The sequence below is a fragment of the Mucilaginibacter sp. genome, assembly GCF_965225845.1.
Classification (GTDB): domain Bacteria; phylum Bacteroidota; class Bacteroidia; order Sphingobacteriales; family Sphingobacteriaceae; genus Mucilaginibacter.
Window position 1 is genome coordinate 1,979,270 of record NZ_CBDDBL010000002.1, and the last position, 16,100, is coordinate 1,995,369.

Here is a 16,100-nt window from a genome sequence, read left to right on the forward strand (position 1 = left end):
CTGATTTAATAATTAATAACCCGGATTTTGAGTAAGTACACCTGCGCTCAGGTCGATCTCATTTTGAGGAATAGGCCATACTTCGCTTTTACCTGCTTTAAAACCGAGGAAGCCGAATACTGCCGCGCCGCGCCCCTGGCGTATTACATCTGCATGGCGATCAAACTCCATTCCTAACTCTACCCTCCGTTCGTGATATATTGCATTACGTAAAGTTGCCTGGTCAGTTGTAGTAACCGCTGGCAGAATAGCTGAGTTGCCCTCACGTGCCCTTGCCCGAACCATTTCCAGGGAGGCTAATGCGGTAGAGGTGCTACCCAACTCATTATTAGCCTCTGCATTCATTAATAATACATCGGCATAGCGCAAAACCATAAAATCCTGCTGGCAGCCCTGGTTGAATCCGGAAACATACTGAGAAAAGGGCACATAAGATTTGTAATTATAATAAGGATCGGGCGCTGATGCATCGATCATATCGCCTTCGGCTGTTACTTGTCCGGTATAAATAACTGTTGCTGCCAAACGCGGATCGCCGGCTTCAAATTCAGCTATCAGGTTTGGGCTTGGGTTATTGAAGCCCCATCCGCCTGCAGGCTCAGTAACACGCGGCATTTGCACTTGTGAATATTGTGAATTTGATTCCTCCGGATGATTGGGGATCAACTCGTTTTGAATTTCAAAAATAGATTCAGAGTTATTTTTATTTTGAGTCCGAAACATTTTCTCGTAGTTCGGGAATAGAGAATAAACACCTAAAGCCGTAACCTGGTTAGTGTAAGTTACCACATCGGTCCATTTTTTCTGATATAATGCTACTTTAGCGTGTAGGGCTAAGGCTGCGCCCTTTGTAACATGGCCAATATCAACAGAACTGTAAGTAGTAGGTAATACCGATGCTGCAGCAGTAAGATCAGCTTCTATTTGTGCATAAACCTGGGCAGCTGGTGTACGTGCCAGGTTATAATCTGAAGCTGTTACCGGCGGATGTAAACGTAGCGGCACAGCGCCGAAAGCGCGTACCAGCCTGAAATAATCATATGCCCTGATGAATTGCGCCTCTGCCAGATACCTTGCTTTTAAGGTAGCATCCATATTAATGGCAGGTACATTGGTGAGTATTTGATTAGCGAAGTTGATGTTATTATACACACCTGTCCAAAAACCTTCTAACTGGCCTTCTCCGGGTGTAACGCTAAAATTAATGTATTCCTGCAAAAATGTAGCATCTGTAGGTACCGATCCTTTTGTAACATCATCAGAACCCATGCTTTCTATGGCGATAGCAGGAAAAGCAAGTTCGGCATAGCTGTGCAAATCGGCATACATGGCAGCATTAGCTGCTGTAGCATCAGCAGAAGTTTTCCAGAACTGGGTAGCAACGGTGGTACCGGCAGCAGTTCTGTCTAAAAAGCTTTTTTTACATCCTGCGAAAAGAGATATCGCTGTAATAAGGCCCAGCCCCATTACGTTTTGTAAATTATATTTTTTGTTTTTCATCGTTATCCGATTTAAAATGAAACGTTAACACCAAAATTGTAAGTAGCGTATAAAGGATATACATTTGCGTCAATACCCTCATTGGTAGGGCCGCCGCCAACTTCAGGGCTAAAGCCTTTATATCCAAATACGTTAATAGCATTTTGGGCATTTGCGAAGAACCTTACACTTTGCATTTTCAATCTTCTTGCAACATCAGAAGGCAATGTATAGCCTAACTGCAGGTTACGAACGCGGAAATAAGCACCGCTGGTTACATAAAATGAGTTAGGGGCTGAATCATAGGTGGAACCCAAGTTTACAGACGGGTAAGTATTGGATGTACCCGGCCCATGCCAGCGATTGTCATAAAAATTCTGAGTAAAGTTTTCATTCCCATAACGGTAAGCAAGGTTAGCATTGTAGATACTAACATCGGCGCGTCCTTGCAGGTCAACAGTAAAGTCGAAGCTTTTGACCTTTAAAAACATGTTTACACCGTAACCATATTTCGCATTCGGATTACCCAGGTTAACCCTATCCGCGCTGGTGATCTGGCCATCGCCATTAACGTCCTGATAAATAAAATCACCTGGTTTAGCGGTTCCGGCTTCGTTAGAGGCTGCGACCTGTGCAGGTGTTTGAAATATTCCAGTAACTTTATAGCCGAAAAACTCGCCAATAGGCTCTCCTTTTACAGTACGTGTAGCCAGCGCACCATTCGTAATACCATTTCCACCGCCATAAATTGGGTTATTGCCGGAAATTACTTTGGTTACCATGTTGTTGTTTATACCCAGGTTCGGGCTTATAGAGTAAAATACACTGCTGTTAAGCTGTTGTTTCCAGGTTAAGGTAAATTCAAAACCATTGTTCCTGATATTGGCCTGGTTTGCTACTAAACCACCATTTGGACCATTTTCTCCGGTTGAACCCGGAATTGGAACCGCGAATATTGCGTTCTCGGTGAGCCTGTTATAATATTCAGCTTCAAATGATAAATGATTATTTAACAGCGATCCTTCTATACCAAAATCAATAGATTTTGCCTGTTCCCATTTAGTAGTTGGCGGTACTACTGTATTCACGCTCTCACCATTGATCGTGTATTGGGGATTTCCAAAAATGGCAGTATAATTAGTAGGGTCGTTTGTGATGGTTTGCACACTTACCTCGTGTGGTACACCTGCGTTACCAACAGTTCCATAGCTTCCACGAAGTTTTAATAAATTGAAAACATGCTGATCTTTCATAAACGCCTCATTGCTGATAACCCAACCGCCACCAACTGAGTAGAAATATCCGTATGGAGTAGGATAAAATTCAGAAGCACCGTCGTGCCTAACAGAAGCATTTACTAAATAGCGATCATCATATGAATAATTAACACGTGCGAATTCACCGATAAACGCTGTTAAAGCCTGTGATGCAGGTGGGTAAAGAATCGGCGCTCCATTTGGGAACGACGTGTGTAAATTGCCTTTATTAACATCAGCAACACTATCAGCAAAAGCTGAAGCATAACTGGTTCTGTCTACTTGGGCGCTGTAACCAGCAAGTGCCGTTAAGCTACTTTTGCCGAAGGTTTTGTTGTAAGTTAACGTATTTTCCCATATCCAGTTACGTGTTTCTGTATGATCCAAACCTAATGACGGAGTTTGATTTTGCTGTGCACCAGTAGCATCATATACCGGATCAAAAACCCTTACCTCGGCTTGGGCTAACTCCCCACCAAAATCTGATTTAAATGTTAAACCTTTGATAATAGTATACTGACCGTACACTTCACCTGACAATTCTTTGTTTTTTGAATGTTGATTAAAGAAGTCAATAGTAGCTTCAGGATTGTAATTTGCGCCACCACCAACATTGTAATCAGCAGGGTCCCCATATTTACCATCAGCGTAATAAACAGGCACAATTGGTGCTGCTGTATATAACTGGTGAAAAATAGAGCCGTTTACATCGCGGGAGTTACTTGATAAAACGTTTGCGCTGAAACCAAATTTTAAATTCTTTAATGGCGTGTAATCATTTGTAACGTGAAAGGTATATTTCTTATAATTATTAGTTTTAACAATACCGTCCTGATCAAGATAAGCGAACGATAAATTATACCTGTATTTTTCAGAACCGCCTGATATTCCTAACTGATTATTGCTTACCGGAGCATTATGCAAAATTTGATTATACCAGTTAGTTCCGGTGCCGTATTGCGATGGATTAGCGCTGAATGCAGGTGTGATACCATTATCAGCATATAGCTCGTTAATAGCTGTGGCATATTCGGTACCATTCGCCATTTTAACCTGGTTGGTAACAGCCTGCCAGCCGAAATAATCATTATAGGTAATAACCGGTTTTCCCTTTTTACCGTGTTTGGTTGTAATAATAACCACACCATTAGCAGCCTTTATCCCATAGATAGCGGTACTTGATGCATCTTTCAACACAGTAAGCGATTCAATATCGCTATTGCTTAAAAAGCTGATATCATCATACCATACATCGTCAACTATATATAATGGATTTGTACCGCCATTTACTGTACCAACACCGCGTATGTTGATAGTTGGTGAAGCACCTGGCTGACCGTTATTGATGATTTCGACACCAGCAACCTGGCCTTGTAAGGCGCTTAAAGGGTTCGTGGATGGTTGCTTTGCAAGATCTGCACCTTTTACTGTTGCAACAGCACCGGTATTGTCAATTTTACGCTGTGTACCGTAACCAATAACAACAACCTGGCTTAGGTCATTCGCTGCTGCTGCAAGTTTAATTGCATAATATTTATTGGTGGCAGTGATTGTTTGCGCTAAATAACCTATGTAGGAAATTTGCAGTATTGAATTTGGTGATACGTTAAGCGAAAATTCGCCGTTTGCATCTGTTTGGGTTCCTGTTGTTGTGCCCTTTACAACCACACTTACACCAACGAGCGACTCGTTTGTGCTTACATCTGTAATTTTACCCCTAACGGTAATATTTTGCGCAAATGCAGTGTTAACTAATAAAAAGAACAATAAGAAAACCCCTGAAATTGTAAAATTTCTCTTCATGTGGGTAATAATTAAGGTTACTAAAAAATAATTGGTTTTTGAATAACCCGAAATTGCTGAGATATAATATCCTTAACAAATAAATCACCTCTACATTAATACACCAATACACTAACCACTATCTCAACCAGTCAATAAATTATTATAAAAAATTAAAAGACAATACGTTAAAAAAAATAATATATAACATTTTTACTATATAAAAAACAATCAAGCGTAAATTATACACTATTGGTATGAGAGGTAATGATGTAGTGTTACAGCTCCATGAGAAACTCCACGAGGTTCTTGTCGTGGTCTAAATTGAGCTTTTTTCGCAGCCTGTAGCGCCTTATCTCAACACCGCGCAAAGAAATGTTTAATAACGATGCGATTTCCTTGCTGTTCATGTTCATTCTTAAGTATGCGCATAGTTTCAGATCGTTTGGCACAAGGTCAGGGTGATGGACCTTTAATTTTTTGAAAAAACTTTCATGGGCCTCGTTGAAGCTGCTTTCAAACAAATTCCAGTCGCGCTCATCAGTCATGCCCTCATTAATTACTTTCTGGATCTTTCTAAGCTGCTCATCAGATAGCTTTTTGCCGGCGCTATCTTTTAAGTTCAACATTTCATCGCTTATCTTTTGCAGTAATTCATTCTTATAAACAATATTCATTGCCGAATTAGCCAGTTCCCTGCTTTTCCCTGCAAGATCAGCCTGTAGTTGCTCGTTCTTAATTCTTACAATTTCCTGTTCGTTAGCAATTGTTTCCTGTTTCAGGAATTCTTCCTGTTCCTTTTGTAATTTTTCTTGAATATCCTGCTGATGGCGTATTAGCTTTAATGCATATAACCGCCTTAAAACATAATAAACTATTATTAACAAAAGCACATAAATAGCAATAGCTATTTTATTGCTGTACCATGGAGCTAGTATGGTAAAGGTAAAATTGGTAGCAGAAGTAATATTGCTATCATTTATTTTCGCTTTCACACTAAAAATATAGGTTCCCTGGCTAAGATTAGTGAACTCCTTTTGTGTTTGCGATGTCCAATCCGACCATTGCGATGAATATCCTTTTAAATAATACTGATATTTAATTTTTGCCTGCCTGTAATAAGGCAAAGCATATAAAATGCGGATGTTATTTTTGGTGAAAGGAATATCAACCGCGCTATCATTTCCATTATCACTGATAGCGGTTACTTTATCTGTTATATTCTCAACTCTACCAATCAATACCGACGGCAAGTTGACCCTGGCATTGGCATTAGCATCTGCATCATTATAAATTACAAACCCGTCATCTACGCTAATCAGGTACATCCGGTTATTTATACGGCTAATGTTTTCATAATGCTGTACCATTTGCCCATTGAGTACCGTGAAACTGTTTGAGTCTATAGATATCCTCCCGGCCTGTGAAAGATCGGCTAAGGCTACCCTGCCGTGATTTATGAACCAATATTTTTTTCCATCAGCCGAAATAACTTTGTTGGATGAAGCGAAAGAGCCCAGGTTACTGTTTAACTGCTGATATTTATAAAAGTGATCGGTAATATCATCATAAACATAAAACCCTGAATCAGATGAAAAAATTATCTTATTATCCAGGTTAAATACATTGATGTTATAGCTTCCAGGCAGGCCGTTCCGTTCATCATAGTATCTTTTTGAAGTTACTGTCGTTAAATTATTATTTAAACTAAGTTTATAAATACCCTTATAAGCATGACTAACCCATATCTGGCCTTTAACATCCTGCTCTACATATCGCGAAGGCTCACTAAAACCATTTATTTTACGGTTGAAGATCCAATTACCCGCGCCATCTTTGCGATAAGTAATTAAACCTGTATAGGTACCCTGTACCAGCATATCTTTGTTTAGCTTTCTTACCGTCCATCCGCCGTTAACTTCCGATATTTTTCTGATATCAGCATTACCAACCAAATAGGTACCGTCATTATGCCCACATAACAATTTACCATCCTGTGTGGAAAGATCCCATACCTGGCCCTGTGAGCCGGGTATTAATTGAAAATTTAATTTATTAAACAACTGGCTGGTGCTATTTGGCGACCACTGACTGTAAAATAAACCCTGGTTAGTACCCAGGTAAATCTTATTATTATAAATACTGCTGGAGTATACAGTCCCGAAATTTCCTGTCTTATCAAAATAAAAATAAAGCGGTGAGTTTAGTTCTATACGATCAATCCCGTTATCCAGCCCAGCCCATAAATTCTCTTCGTTATCAGTATATAAACTTAAAACGGTATTGTTTTGTAAGCCTGTTGATTTATTGATATGCTGTACAACATTCCCGGCCGTGTCAATAATAATCACACCATTTAGTATAGTACCATAAGCATAATATTTACCGGATACTACTGTACCATTATTAAGTTGATATGCCTTTAAAAAAGTGTTCGCCTGATTGGCCCAGGGCTGGATTTGCTTACCATTGTAAATAAACAAGCCATTTTTTGATGTGCCGATAACAAACTCATCTTTTTTATATGGTAAAATAGATAGCACCCCACTACTACCCAATATATTACTTCCCGGTACAATCTCCAAGTGATTCTTTTTTAGATCGAATAACCCAGCGTTCAGCTGTTCTATAAAATAACGGTTGCCGAGCTTATATAAAAACAAATATGGGTTAGGAGATTTGATTACATCAATCTTACCATCAGCATACATATAAACAGTGCTGAAGGACTCAAACAAAATCCGGTCACCGTCAACATATATTTTCCAGATCTCGTCATTAGGGATGTATTTTTTAGGCACTTTTACAATCAATGAATGATAAGTTAAAAAGCCTCTGCTGTTATTTTGCCAGTAGCCAAATTCACCAAAGCCACCTACATATATTTTACCTTTACCATCTGCTGCAACTGCCCTTACAATAAGCCTATTAGGCATGGCATGCAATTGCCAGTATTTGCCATCGTATGAAAGCAAACCATCGGCATTACCAAAGTACATAACACCGCGCTCGTCTTTAGTTATTGACCAGTTTTGGTTGCCTGACTGGTATAGTGATTTCGAGTAATTTTGCACATAAGGCACCCCGATATTTTTGATATCATTTGCCGCAGCTGTGCGAAATATCAATAAAAGAAACAATACAGTATAGATACGTTTATTAACGATACGATGCATTAGCGGTATAATTGGGGTTGAACTTAACTGTGTAAAGTTAAATATTATGAATGCAATGTAAATAATATGCTGCTAATAGAATAATATTCGGCAAAACTGATTAAACTAAATAGCATTGCAAATGCTTAATGTGTTAAATAAAAAACAATATATAATATTACATCTATACATTACTAAAAAATAGTTTACTAAATATATTGTAATACCAGATAAGAGGTTTGCCAAGTGGATCACCTTATTTTAGTTAATTTAAAATAACCTAAATGAATTTTATCTTCGGGCAGTTTGGTTCCATCTTCAAATAAAATCCTGTATTTTGCTTTTAAATCCGGGGAAATAAGATCCTCTATATGATGTACACTATCCACATCAATCCCATATTTCTCGTCAATATGTGCAGTTGCAATGCCTTTTAAAGAATTCGTTTTAAAAAACAAGTTATTTTTAGCCTCCTGTACGGCTTTTAAACGGCTCTCCCTAATCGTGAGCAAAGTATAATGCTGTTCCTCAAGTTTACCGGATGTGTAACCTCCAAGGTTTAAAAAGAAAAGTTTAAGTGTAGCGATGGGTGCCGAATCTTCAATTTTAACAACCCGTACCGCATGGCTATCCACTTTTGTTACTTCCCTCCAGCCATCAATGTGCAGGGTGGCACCAGCTTCCGGCCAGAATGATTTTACGGCTGGCACAAGCTCTGCTAGATTTTCAGCAATGCCAAAGAAATAATCATGTTGTTCTACAACCCTTCCCGGAACTTCGGCACCTAATAATAATAAATAAAGCTTCATCAAATTACACTTTGCAATTAATACAATAAGCCATTTGCTTATTAATACTGACACCGTTATCCATCTTGAAGATCGGGTCAATCAACACCTAAGGTAATCAAAACCTGTTAAGTTTTAATTATTTTAAATGCAACAATTAATACGGATGTGCTTGTTTATATATACTTAAACAGCTACTACCTGGCATGTAATTTATCTGCCTAAATAAGCTTTTCGATGATTCGGGCAGATGCCGCTTCGCCAAAATCCAGTCCTGAATAATCAGGATTAAATCCTCCAATAAAAGGCACAGCCATCATGTAAATTTTTTCATTGATCGCGCCAGAATTATCAACTACCCGAAAATGGTCATCGATGGTAATACCAGGTACTTTTAAATAAAAGTCACCGCTGTCATCACGATAAACGTTTTTAGCTCCTTTATCTAAATAGGTTTTTGCGATTTGTTTGTTCCTGAATTTTATCCTTGCCGCTGCTATAATTTGTTTCGAAATCAAACCAGGGAAAGGTATTTCATCAAAATTTAAATGGGGCTGGCCTATACAATCTATAAACGTATTATAATGTAAGGACACTTTTTGCCCGGTTTCATCAAAATACCTGTAGTTAACACCACCCTTTTCATCAGGCCTGACCTCGCTTTTTTCGCCTACCTTGATCAACTGTAAAATCCCGGCTTCATGTAGCGCAATCATCTCTTCTACGGAATCCTGCGGAGCAAAAGCGATCACAATAGATACCAACGGCATCAGTGTTTTTTGTAAACGCAACATATCCTCTGCTGAAAAATATTTTGCGGGGTAATTCATCGCAAAACTTAAAATAGCCAGCATCTCTTTCCAGTACACAGAACGCTTAAGTTTGATCGAACGTTGAGCTTCAGCATATTCTGCTTTTAGTAAATCAAAGGCTGGTGTTTCTTCGCGCCTGATCATCATCAATTCAACAAAGTCTTCCATGCTAAGGTCTTTGATTAGCTCATAAAAATCAGGCCTGTGAATCTTTAACCCGTCTAAAAAGTTTCGTTTGTAAACATAGTCAAGCGGCAAAAAACCATCATTTTGTGCGCGAACGGCTTCAACCTCTTTTTGATCAAGTACTGAATCTTTAGCCAAATGGGAATCCTCGAGGTGAAACCGTACTGCCGGCAACATGCCATTTCTCGAATGCAGGACAATCCTAAACTCGCTACAGTTTTCCTTCAAACGATAAACTTTCTTTCCCATTGAATCATAAGAAAAAGAACCATTGTTTAAGGCCAGTGTTCGCAAAGCGTCAATCGCGGTAAGCGAAGCTCCCCTAATTGCAATGGTATGATTGACAAGATTCGCTAATTTTATAGGCGGATATGGTGAATCGAAATATCCGGGTACTTTATCTTCATGATATTTAGGCCAATAATGACCGCTGCAAACGATAACCTTATCAAAAGTGAAGACTTCTTCATTCAATGTATAAAGTTTCACATTGCCACTTGCTGCTACGTAACTGATATCGTTAATCTGAGTTTGATAATGCACATTAACTTTCATACCGAGTTCACCTGCTTTAATCAACAGCAAATCGAACTGCTGAGACAGATATTCCCCGAACAGCAATCGCGGTAGAACTTTATATTCATTAAACTTTTTAACTGAAATATCATAATTGTTGGCCACCTTATAATTCATGCCCACCCAGTCTTCAACTGTTGTAACTAGGTCGGGGATTTCGTTACCGGAAACGTTTGTGATGTGTTCCCGGCAGGCACCTTCATCACTATAGGGCATGCCAACACCGAGTTTACTTTTTTTTTCGAAAATATCAATGCTAAAATCTGATCGTCCCGATTCAACCAATCTCTTCAGCATAAACATGGAGCTGGGGCCTCCCCCAATTATACCAATGTGCATCTTTAAGCTGCAATTAAGTTTTTACGGCGTTTACGGGTTCTTAGTTTTTTTAGGTCAGCTTTCAGGTCCATTAAAATTTTAAGGTCGAATAACTGTATTTGAAGTAATATATCTACAGGTTTCATAATAATATAACTTATAAAAGTTATTACATATATCATTCCGAACCTAAATAATAGCTATTTATTTGTAATTGTCTTAATAGTAAATAAATATTCTTTTAGGATATGCCTGTTTTTAAATGCACACCGTATAGAATAAGCGGCGACTATTTATAAATTGCTTTTCCGCCAAAATTGAAATTTGACTAGACTCAACATCCACTCTTAAAATAAATGAATATATTTTTTTGATAGCGTAAAGGCTGTATTCATACAAAAAACCGCAAAATAGACTTGAAATCTAATTTGCGGTCAAGGGTGACCTGGGAGAGGATCGAACTCTCGACCCACTGATTAAGAGTCAGTTGCTCTACCGGCTGAGCTACCAAGTCGTTGTAAACACGGGTGATTTAATTAGGGTGCAAAGAAAAGCTTTTTTAAGTATAAAAGAAGTCTTTTTTGCTAAAAATTAATTTAGATTAAGAAGTAACTAAAATAGAGTTTTTTATTGCGTCAGGTTTAAATGCGTCACTAAGTGCGTCAGTTAAGCCCATTTTATGTTCAAATCGTGCGTCAGTAACTATCTACATGGCTCTTAACCAAAAAAGTTCCAAACCTTTACCTTCAACTTCTGAAGTTAAACGTTTACAAGGTTTAAACAATTCATCTTTTTACCTTTCTATATCTATACCAATTCCATTGTCAACTATTTTAATAATAGTTTCATTTCCATATTGATCAATGGCAGGTTTGATTGTACTTGCAAATCAGTATGTATATGCATTAATTTTATTCAAAAATTACTGTTTTGTTATTGTAAACAAACACTCTATCTTCGAACACAAGCTTAAGTGCTTTGGCTAAAACTGCAGTTTCAATCTCTTTTCCTGCCTTTACCATATCGGCGGAGGTAAAAGAATGATTAACCGGAATTATTTGCTGCGTGATGATCGGTCCTTCATCTAACTCGTTCGATACAAAATGAGCCGTGGCCCCTATAAGCTTCACTCCTCTTTCAAACGCCTGCCGGTACGGGTTAGCACCAATAAAAGCAGGCAAAAAGGAATGGTGAATATTAATAATCCGCATCGGGAATTTAGCTACTACTGATGGTGATAGAATCCGCATAAATTTAGCGAGTACAATATAATCAGGATCATATTGATTTATAACTGAAGCTATTTCTCCTTCAAATTCAGCTTTACTTATTCCCTCGTGGGATACTGCGTAAAAAGGCATATCAAAGCGGTTGCATATTTCCTGTAACAAACTATGGTTACCAATAACACATTGCACAGTTGCCCCAAAAGTACCAAAGTAATTACGTATCAATATATCAGCCAGGCAATGATATTCTTTACTTACCATTACAATTACCTTTTTATTTGGCTTTGGATTTATAGATATAAATGCACCATCTGGTAATACACCTTTTATATAACTTTCAAGCTGCGCTTCATCATTTCCATCGTCAATGGTGAGGCGCATAAAAAACATATTCTCGTTTTTGTCCACATGCTCGCGCATGGAAATTATATTAAGCTGATACTTTGCTAAAATTGCCGTTATGTCGGCAACAAGGCCTACCCGATCGCGGCACTGAATTACAATGATCATTAATTTTGGATATAGATTTTTTTAAAGATATAAACCTGTTGGTTATTTTCGGCGAGGCGCTTACAATAAGGAGGTCATAAATGAAACCGCCTCGCTTTAAACAAGGCTATATACTTAACAAGGAGAATCAAAAATACTAATTATCGTATTTTTCGCGGGCGTTTTGCTTTTACACCTGGCTTTGGCACCTGGCGGTAAACAGGCTTCGGCGGTTCAGGCTCCGGTTTCGCATCAGCTATCCTAACTGATATTGTTCGGTCGTCAATTTGAGCCCCGTTCAGTGCCGCTATAGCCCTTTCAGCACCTGCCTGGTCATTCATGTGAATAAAACCATAACCCTGGCTTATGCCTGTATTTTTATCAGTAATTACGGTAACAAGATCAACCAAACCATGTAAGCTAAAAAGCTCAAGCAGTTCTGTTTTATCCATATCACGCGGAAACCCTACAACAAATAATTTGGTCATATTTTAAGTTTACATGCTGAGAATAGAAGCCCCTAATGTTGATTCCCGCTCAATAAGATCAGCAATCGTTGTTTCTGCAAGAATTTTTAAAGTGGAGTCCCTGATATCAATAAACATAGCCCTTATACCACAGGTAACCTCATCGCGACATTCATCACATTTGTGATAAAAGTTAAGGCTTGCGCAAGGCACCATTGCAATCGGCCCATCAGTAAGCCGCAAAATTTCAGACAGAAATATTTCTTTAGGGCTTTTATTTAATGCATATCCCCCACCCGATCCTTTTTTGCTGTACAAAAATCCATGGTTACGCATTTCAAGCAGTATTGATTCCAGGAATTTTTTGGGTATTCTTTCTAACTCAGCTATCTGTGCAATTTGCATGGGAGGCTTATCAGTATTTTTTCCCATTATAATAAGCGCTTTAATAGCGTATTTGGTTTTTTTGGACAGCATAAAACAAATTAACCCTCAAAAATAAGAATAATTTAACAAACTAAACATAAGTGCAGATTTTGAGCGTGCAAATTGAATATAATATCAGATTACTTTGCCTTTTTAATTGAACGATTGGCATTGTTGTTAAACGAAATATTACATATATTGCCATAGCAAATGAAATATGTATAATGTTAACTTATAATTATCAATAAAGAACATTTTTTCCTGATTTTTCGTAAAACAGGAAACTGATACTTAGTATTGACTGACTAAAAGATAGATAGGTTTACATTGAAATTTTTCTTAATTTTTATTTTTTCATTTTCTTGCCTGTCGTGTTTTGCTAACGTAAACGTTGGTGAAATAGATAGTGTAAAAACATTATTAGCAAATTCGGGCCCCACTCCCGACACTTCGGTAGTTAATAAACTGAACAAATTGGCGGAAGATTATTTTCGCACTAATCCGGATAGTACTTATTATTACGGAACAAAAAGCATACAATTAGCAAAAAAAATAAACTACAGCGCAGGCATAGCCGGTGGGTTATTACAATTAGGACATGTTACTTATTTTAAAGGTAGATCGGAACAAGCTAAAATTGATTTTGATGAGGCTATTGCTATTTATAAAAAATTAAACAACAGAAAAGGGCTTAGTGCCAGTTACGTTTTGTACGGCCGCATGTACAATTTGCTTGCAAATTATAGTATGGCCCTTTATTACTTAAATCTTGCGGAACAAATAAATCTTCAAATAAATAATCAATTAGGGCTAAGTGATACTTATAAAAATATAGGCATTGTTTATTATAGTGAGGGATTAATTCCACAAGCATTAGATTTTTATTACAAAGGGCTTTTTATAGCGCTTAAAAATCATTATAAAGCATTAGCTGCCGAGAGTTATAACGATATTGGTGTTATATTACAAAGTACCGAAGTATGGTCAGACGCACTTGATTATTTCAGCAAATCAATTAAAATTTCAAAAGAAATAAATGATCTTCAGGATGTTGGAACTGTAAATGAAAATATAGGTGAAATTTTACTTGCTCAAGGGCAATATGAAAGTGCAATCAGTCATTTAAAATCGGCTTTGGTAATTGCACGTAAACAGGATGATAAAGATGGTTTGGGATCTATATATACTGATTTAGGATTGTGTTACGGACATCTTAATAATATTAAAGCTGCTACAAAATATTTAGATACATCTTTACAAATTGCCTCAAACTATAAATTTGTTAATAATGAGGCCAATGCTGTTATTGGATATGCAACAGTTTATAACTTGCAAAAAGATTATAAAAACGCCTATAAATATGCATTTGCAGGGCGTGATTATGCCAATAAATTAGGTGATTTAGAGGTTAGGGCGAGGGCAGTGATGCAATTAAACATAACACTCGCGGGTTTAGGTAATTATACAGAAGCTTACAAATATTTAAAAGAATATGTAGACTTAAAAAATCAACTCAAGAGCAGTGAAAGCATGCAAAAGCAAGCTTCATATAACCTGGCGTTAGATTTTGCAGCTAAAGAGCGCCAACAACAACAGCAAGAACAGGAAAGGGAAATACTTTATGCACAAAGGCTGCACAATCAGCGTTTATTAAATACCATATTCCTGATAATTATTGCCGGTATGGTGGCTACTGTTGTTGTTTATTACAATCAAAAGCGCAAACAGCAAAAGATAAACCTGAAACTGGAAGAAAAGAACAACGAAGTGCTTATTCAAAAAGCTAATCTTGACGAACAAGCTCATAAACTAAATGACTTAAATGTTTTAAAAGACAGGCTGATATCGGTATTAGCACATGATCTTCGTGCGCCATTGAGCACATTGAGGGGATTATTTAGTTTGCTCCAGGATGACACAATATCACACCAGGAGTTGGTTGCCATGATACCTAACGTATTAAAGAAATTGGAGTATACATCTGATTTCCTGGATACATTGCTATTTTGGATCAACAGTCAAATGGAAAATTTTGAGAATTCAGTCAAAAGTTTTTCAATTAAGGAAATTGTTGAATATGAAATAGAAAACTACCAGGAACAAGCTGCTCAAAAAGGAATTACTTTGATTGACAGTGTGCCTTTGGATACTATAGCTTCGGCAGATCCAAATTCGATACGTATAGTAATAAGAAACCTAATAACGAATGCCATTAAGTTTTCTGGTGAGAAGGATACTATTGAAGTTATAGCTTCATCCGGAGTTGAATTCATCGAAATAAAAGTAAAAGACAGTGGTATGGGTATCCCCGCCGAAAAACTTAAAAAACTGTTTAAAAGCAAGGTTGATAGCAGTACTGGTACAAACCAGGAATCCGGTACAGGGATGGGTTTACTTTTTTGTAAGGACCTTGTTGAAAAATGCAACGGCAAAATATGGGTAACCAGTAAACAGGATGAGGGTACAGAATTCTCATTTACAGTACCTATATATGCATCTTAGTCTTCTATTAAATTCTCTTCATTTAAAATATGCTTTTCTATACGCCTATCAGGAATGAACCATATACAGGCTACTAGAAAATATAAAGCAAAGCTAATACACGGATTTACCCATGCCAAAAGTATAGCAACAGCATAAATCACTATTGATATTTTCCCTTTTTTATCAGTCCCTATTGCCTTTACAAAAAGCGAGTCCGGGCCTTCGTGTTTCTTTAAAATAAACACTAATATCGCATAGGCTACGGCACACATGATCAGTGAAACTCCGTACATTATCGTTGGCCATTTGGTAAAATTATTTTCTCCCATCCATTCTGTAACTAAAGGCACTATCGAAAGCCAAAAAAGCAGATGCAAATTCGCCCAAAGTGTACTTCCATTTACGCTGGTTACAGCCTGCATTAAGTGGTGATGATTATTCCAGTAAATCCCCACATAAATAAAGCTGATCACATAGCAAATAAATATCGGGTAAAATGGAATAAGCGATTGCAGGCTATCATGATGGGCGCCGGGCATTTTTATCTCCAGAACCATAATGGTGATGATAATCGCAATCACACCATCGCTAAATGCCTCTAAACGTCCTTTATCCATATTACCGAAAATAATAATTATTTGCGAATTTGAGAT

At 37.6% G+C, this 16,100-nt stretch carries 11 protein-coding genes and 1 tRNA gene; 1 reads left to right on the forward strand and 11 read right to left on the reverse strand.

Annotation, left to right across the window (positions count from 1 at the left end; translation table 11 throughout):
* Window positions 1–12: 12 nt before the first annotated feature.
* The 10 genes from ACYZ0U_RS12890 to ACYZ0U_RS12935 form a co-directional block, all read right to left on the reverse strand.
* Window positions 13–1,500, reverse strand: coding sequence for a RagB/SusD family nutrient uptake outer membrane protein (locus ACYZ0U_RS12890; protein ID WP_461452860.1), 1,488 nt, complete (start codon window positions 1,498–1,500; stop codon window positions 13–15).
* Window positions 1,501–1,511: 11 nt separating this feature from the next.
* Window positions 1,512–4,538 carry a SusC/RagA family TonB-linked outer membrane protein gene (locus ACYZ0U_RS12895; protein ID WP_461452862.1) on the reverse strand — a complete coding sequence of 1,009 codons (3,027 nt, stop codon included), beginning with the start codon at window positions 4,536–4,538 and terminating at the stop codon, window positions 1,512–1,514.
* 257 nt (window positions 4,539–4,795) lie between these two features.
* Complete coding sequence (locus ACYZ0U_RS12900; protein ID WP_461452864.1) at window positions 4,796–7,693, reverse strand: triple tyrosine motif-containing protein; 2,898 nt, start codon at window positions 7,691–7,693, stop codon at window positions 4,796–4,798.
* A 230-nt stretch (window positions 7,694–7,923) separates the two neighbouring features.
* A complete protein-coding gene (locus ACYZ0U_RS12905; RefSeq protein ID WP_461452866.1) occupies window positions 7,924–8,481 on the reverse strand; it encodes a DUF1543 domain-containing protein in 558 nt (185 codons plus the stop codon).
* 200 nt (window positions 8,482–8,681) lie between these two features.
* A complete protein-coding gene (locus ACYZ0U_RS12910) occupies window positions 8,682–10,373 on the reverse strand; it encodes an FAD/NAD(P)-binding protein (RefSeq protein ID WP_461452868.1) in 1,692 nt (563 codons plus the stop codon).
* Between the two features lie 2 nt (window positions 10,374–10,375).
* On the reverse strand, window positions 10,376–10,498 hold the full coding sequence (locus ACYZ0U_RS12915; RefSeq protein ID WP_461452870.1) for a hypothetical protein: 123 nt from the start codon (window positions 10,496–10,498) through the stop codon (window positions 10,376–10,378).
* A 295-nt stretch (window positions 10,499–10,793) separates the two neighbouring features.
* A tRNA-Lys gene (locus tag ACYZ0U_RS12920) sits at window positions 10,794–10,866 on the reverse strand.
* A gap of 397 nt (window positions 10,867–11,263) precedes the next feature.
* Window positions 11,264–12,091 (reverse strand): formyltetrahydrofolate deformylase, encoded by an 828-nt coding sequence (purU, locus tag ACYZ0U_RS12925; RefSeq protein ID WP_461452872.1) that lies wholly within the window; start codon window positions 12,089–12,091, stop codon window positions 11,264–11,266.
* 140 nt (window positions 12,092–12,231) lie between these two features.
* The gene (locus ACYZ0U_RS12930) at window positions 12,232–12,558 is read right to left on the reverse strand and encodes an RNA recognition motif domain-containing protein (RefSeq protein ID WP_461452874.1); all 327 of its coding nucleotides are present in this window, start codon (window positions 12,556–12,558) and stop codon (window positions 12,232–12,234) included.
* 9 nt (window positions 12,559–12,567) lie between these two features.
* Window positions 12,568–13,014, reverse strand: coding sequence for an RrF2 family transcriptional regulator (locus tag ACYZ0U_RS12935; RefSeq protein ID WP_461452876.1), 447 nt, complete (start codon window positions 13,012–13,014; stop codon window positions 12,568–12,570).
* 276 nt (window positions 13,015–13,290) lie between these two features.
* Between ACYZ0U_RS12935 and ACYZ0U_RS12940 the strand changes: the two genes are divergently transcribed.
* Window positions 13,291–15,465 (forward strand): tetratricopeptide repeat-containing sensor histidine kinase, encoded by a 2,175-nt coding sequence (locus ACYZ0U_RS12940; protein WP_461452878.1) that lies wholly within the window; start codon window positions 13,291–13,293, stop codon window positions 15,463–15,465.
* Here ACYZ0U_RS12940 and ACYZ0U_RS12945 read toward each other — a convergent pair.
* Window positions 15,462–16,064: a TMEM175 family protein gene (locus ACYZ0U_RS12945; protein ID WP_461452880.1), complete on the reverse strand. Its 603-nt coding sequence runs from the start codon at window positions 16,062–16,064 to the stop codon at window positions 15,462–15,464. The genes ACYZ0U_RS12940 and ACYZ0U_RS12945 overlap by 4 nt on opposite strands.
* Window positions 16,065–16,100: the final 36 nt, after the last annotated feature.

Bases quoted from the DNA above. Each gene is read 5' to 3' on its own strand.
- ACYZ0U_RS12910 (WP_461452868.1), bottom strand. From the start codon at position 10,373: ATGCACATTGGTATAATTGGGGGAGGCCCCAGCTCCATGTTTATGCTG.
- ACYZ0U_RS12935 (WP_461452876.1), bottom strand. From the start codon at position 13,014: ATGCTGTCCAAAAAAACCAAATACGCTATTAAAGCGCTTATTATAATG.
- purU (WP_461452872.1), bottom strand. From the start codon at position 12,091: ATGATCATTGTAATTCAGTGCCGCGATCGGGTAGGCCTTGTTGCCGAC.
- ACYZ0U_RS12905 (WP_461452866.1), bottom strand. From the start codon at position 8,481: ATGAAGCTTTATTTATTATTATTAGGTGCCGAAGTTCCGGGAAGGGTT.
- ACYZ0U_RS12930 (WP_461452874.1), bottom strand. From the start codon at position 12,558: ATGACCAAATTATTTGTTGTAGGGTTTCCGCGTGATATGGATAAAACA.
- ACYZ0U_RS12915 (WP_461452870.1), bottom strand. From the start codon at position 10,498: ATGAAACCTGTAGATATATTACTTCAAATACAGTTATTCGACCTTAAA.
- ACYZ0U_RS12895 (WP_461452862.1), bottom strand. From the start codon at position 4,538: ATGAAGAGAAATTTTACAATTTCAGGGGTTTTCTTATTGTTCTTTTTA.
- ACYZ0U_RS12945 (WP_461452880.1), bottom strand. From the start codon at position 16,064: ATGGATAAAGGACGTTTAGAGGCATTTAGCGATGGTGTGATTGCGATT.
- ACYZ0U_RS12900 (WP_461452864.1), bottom strand. From the start codon at position 7,693: ATGCATCGTATCGTTAATAAACGTATCTATACTGTATTGTTTCTTTTA.
- ACYZ0U_RS12890 (WP_461452860.1), bottom strand. From the start codon at position 1,500: ATGAAAAACAAAAAATATAATTTACAAAACGTAATGGGGCTGGGCCTT.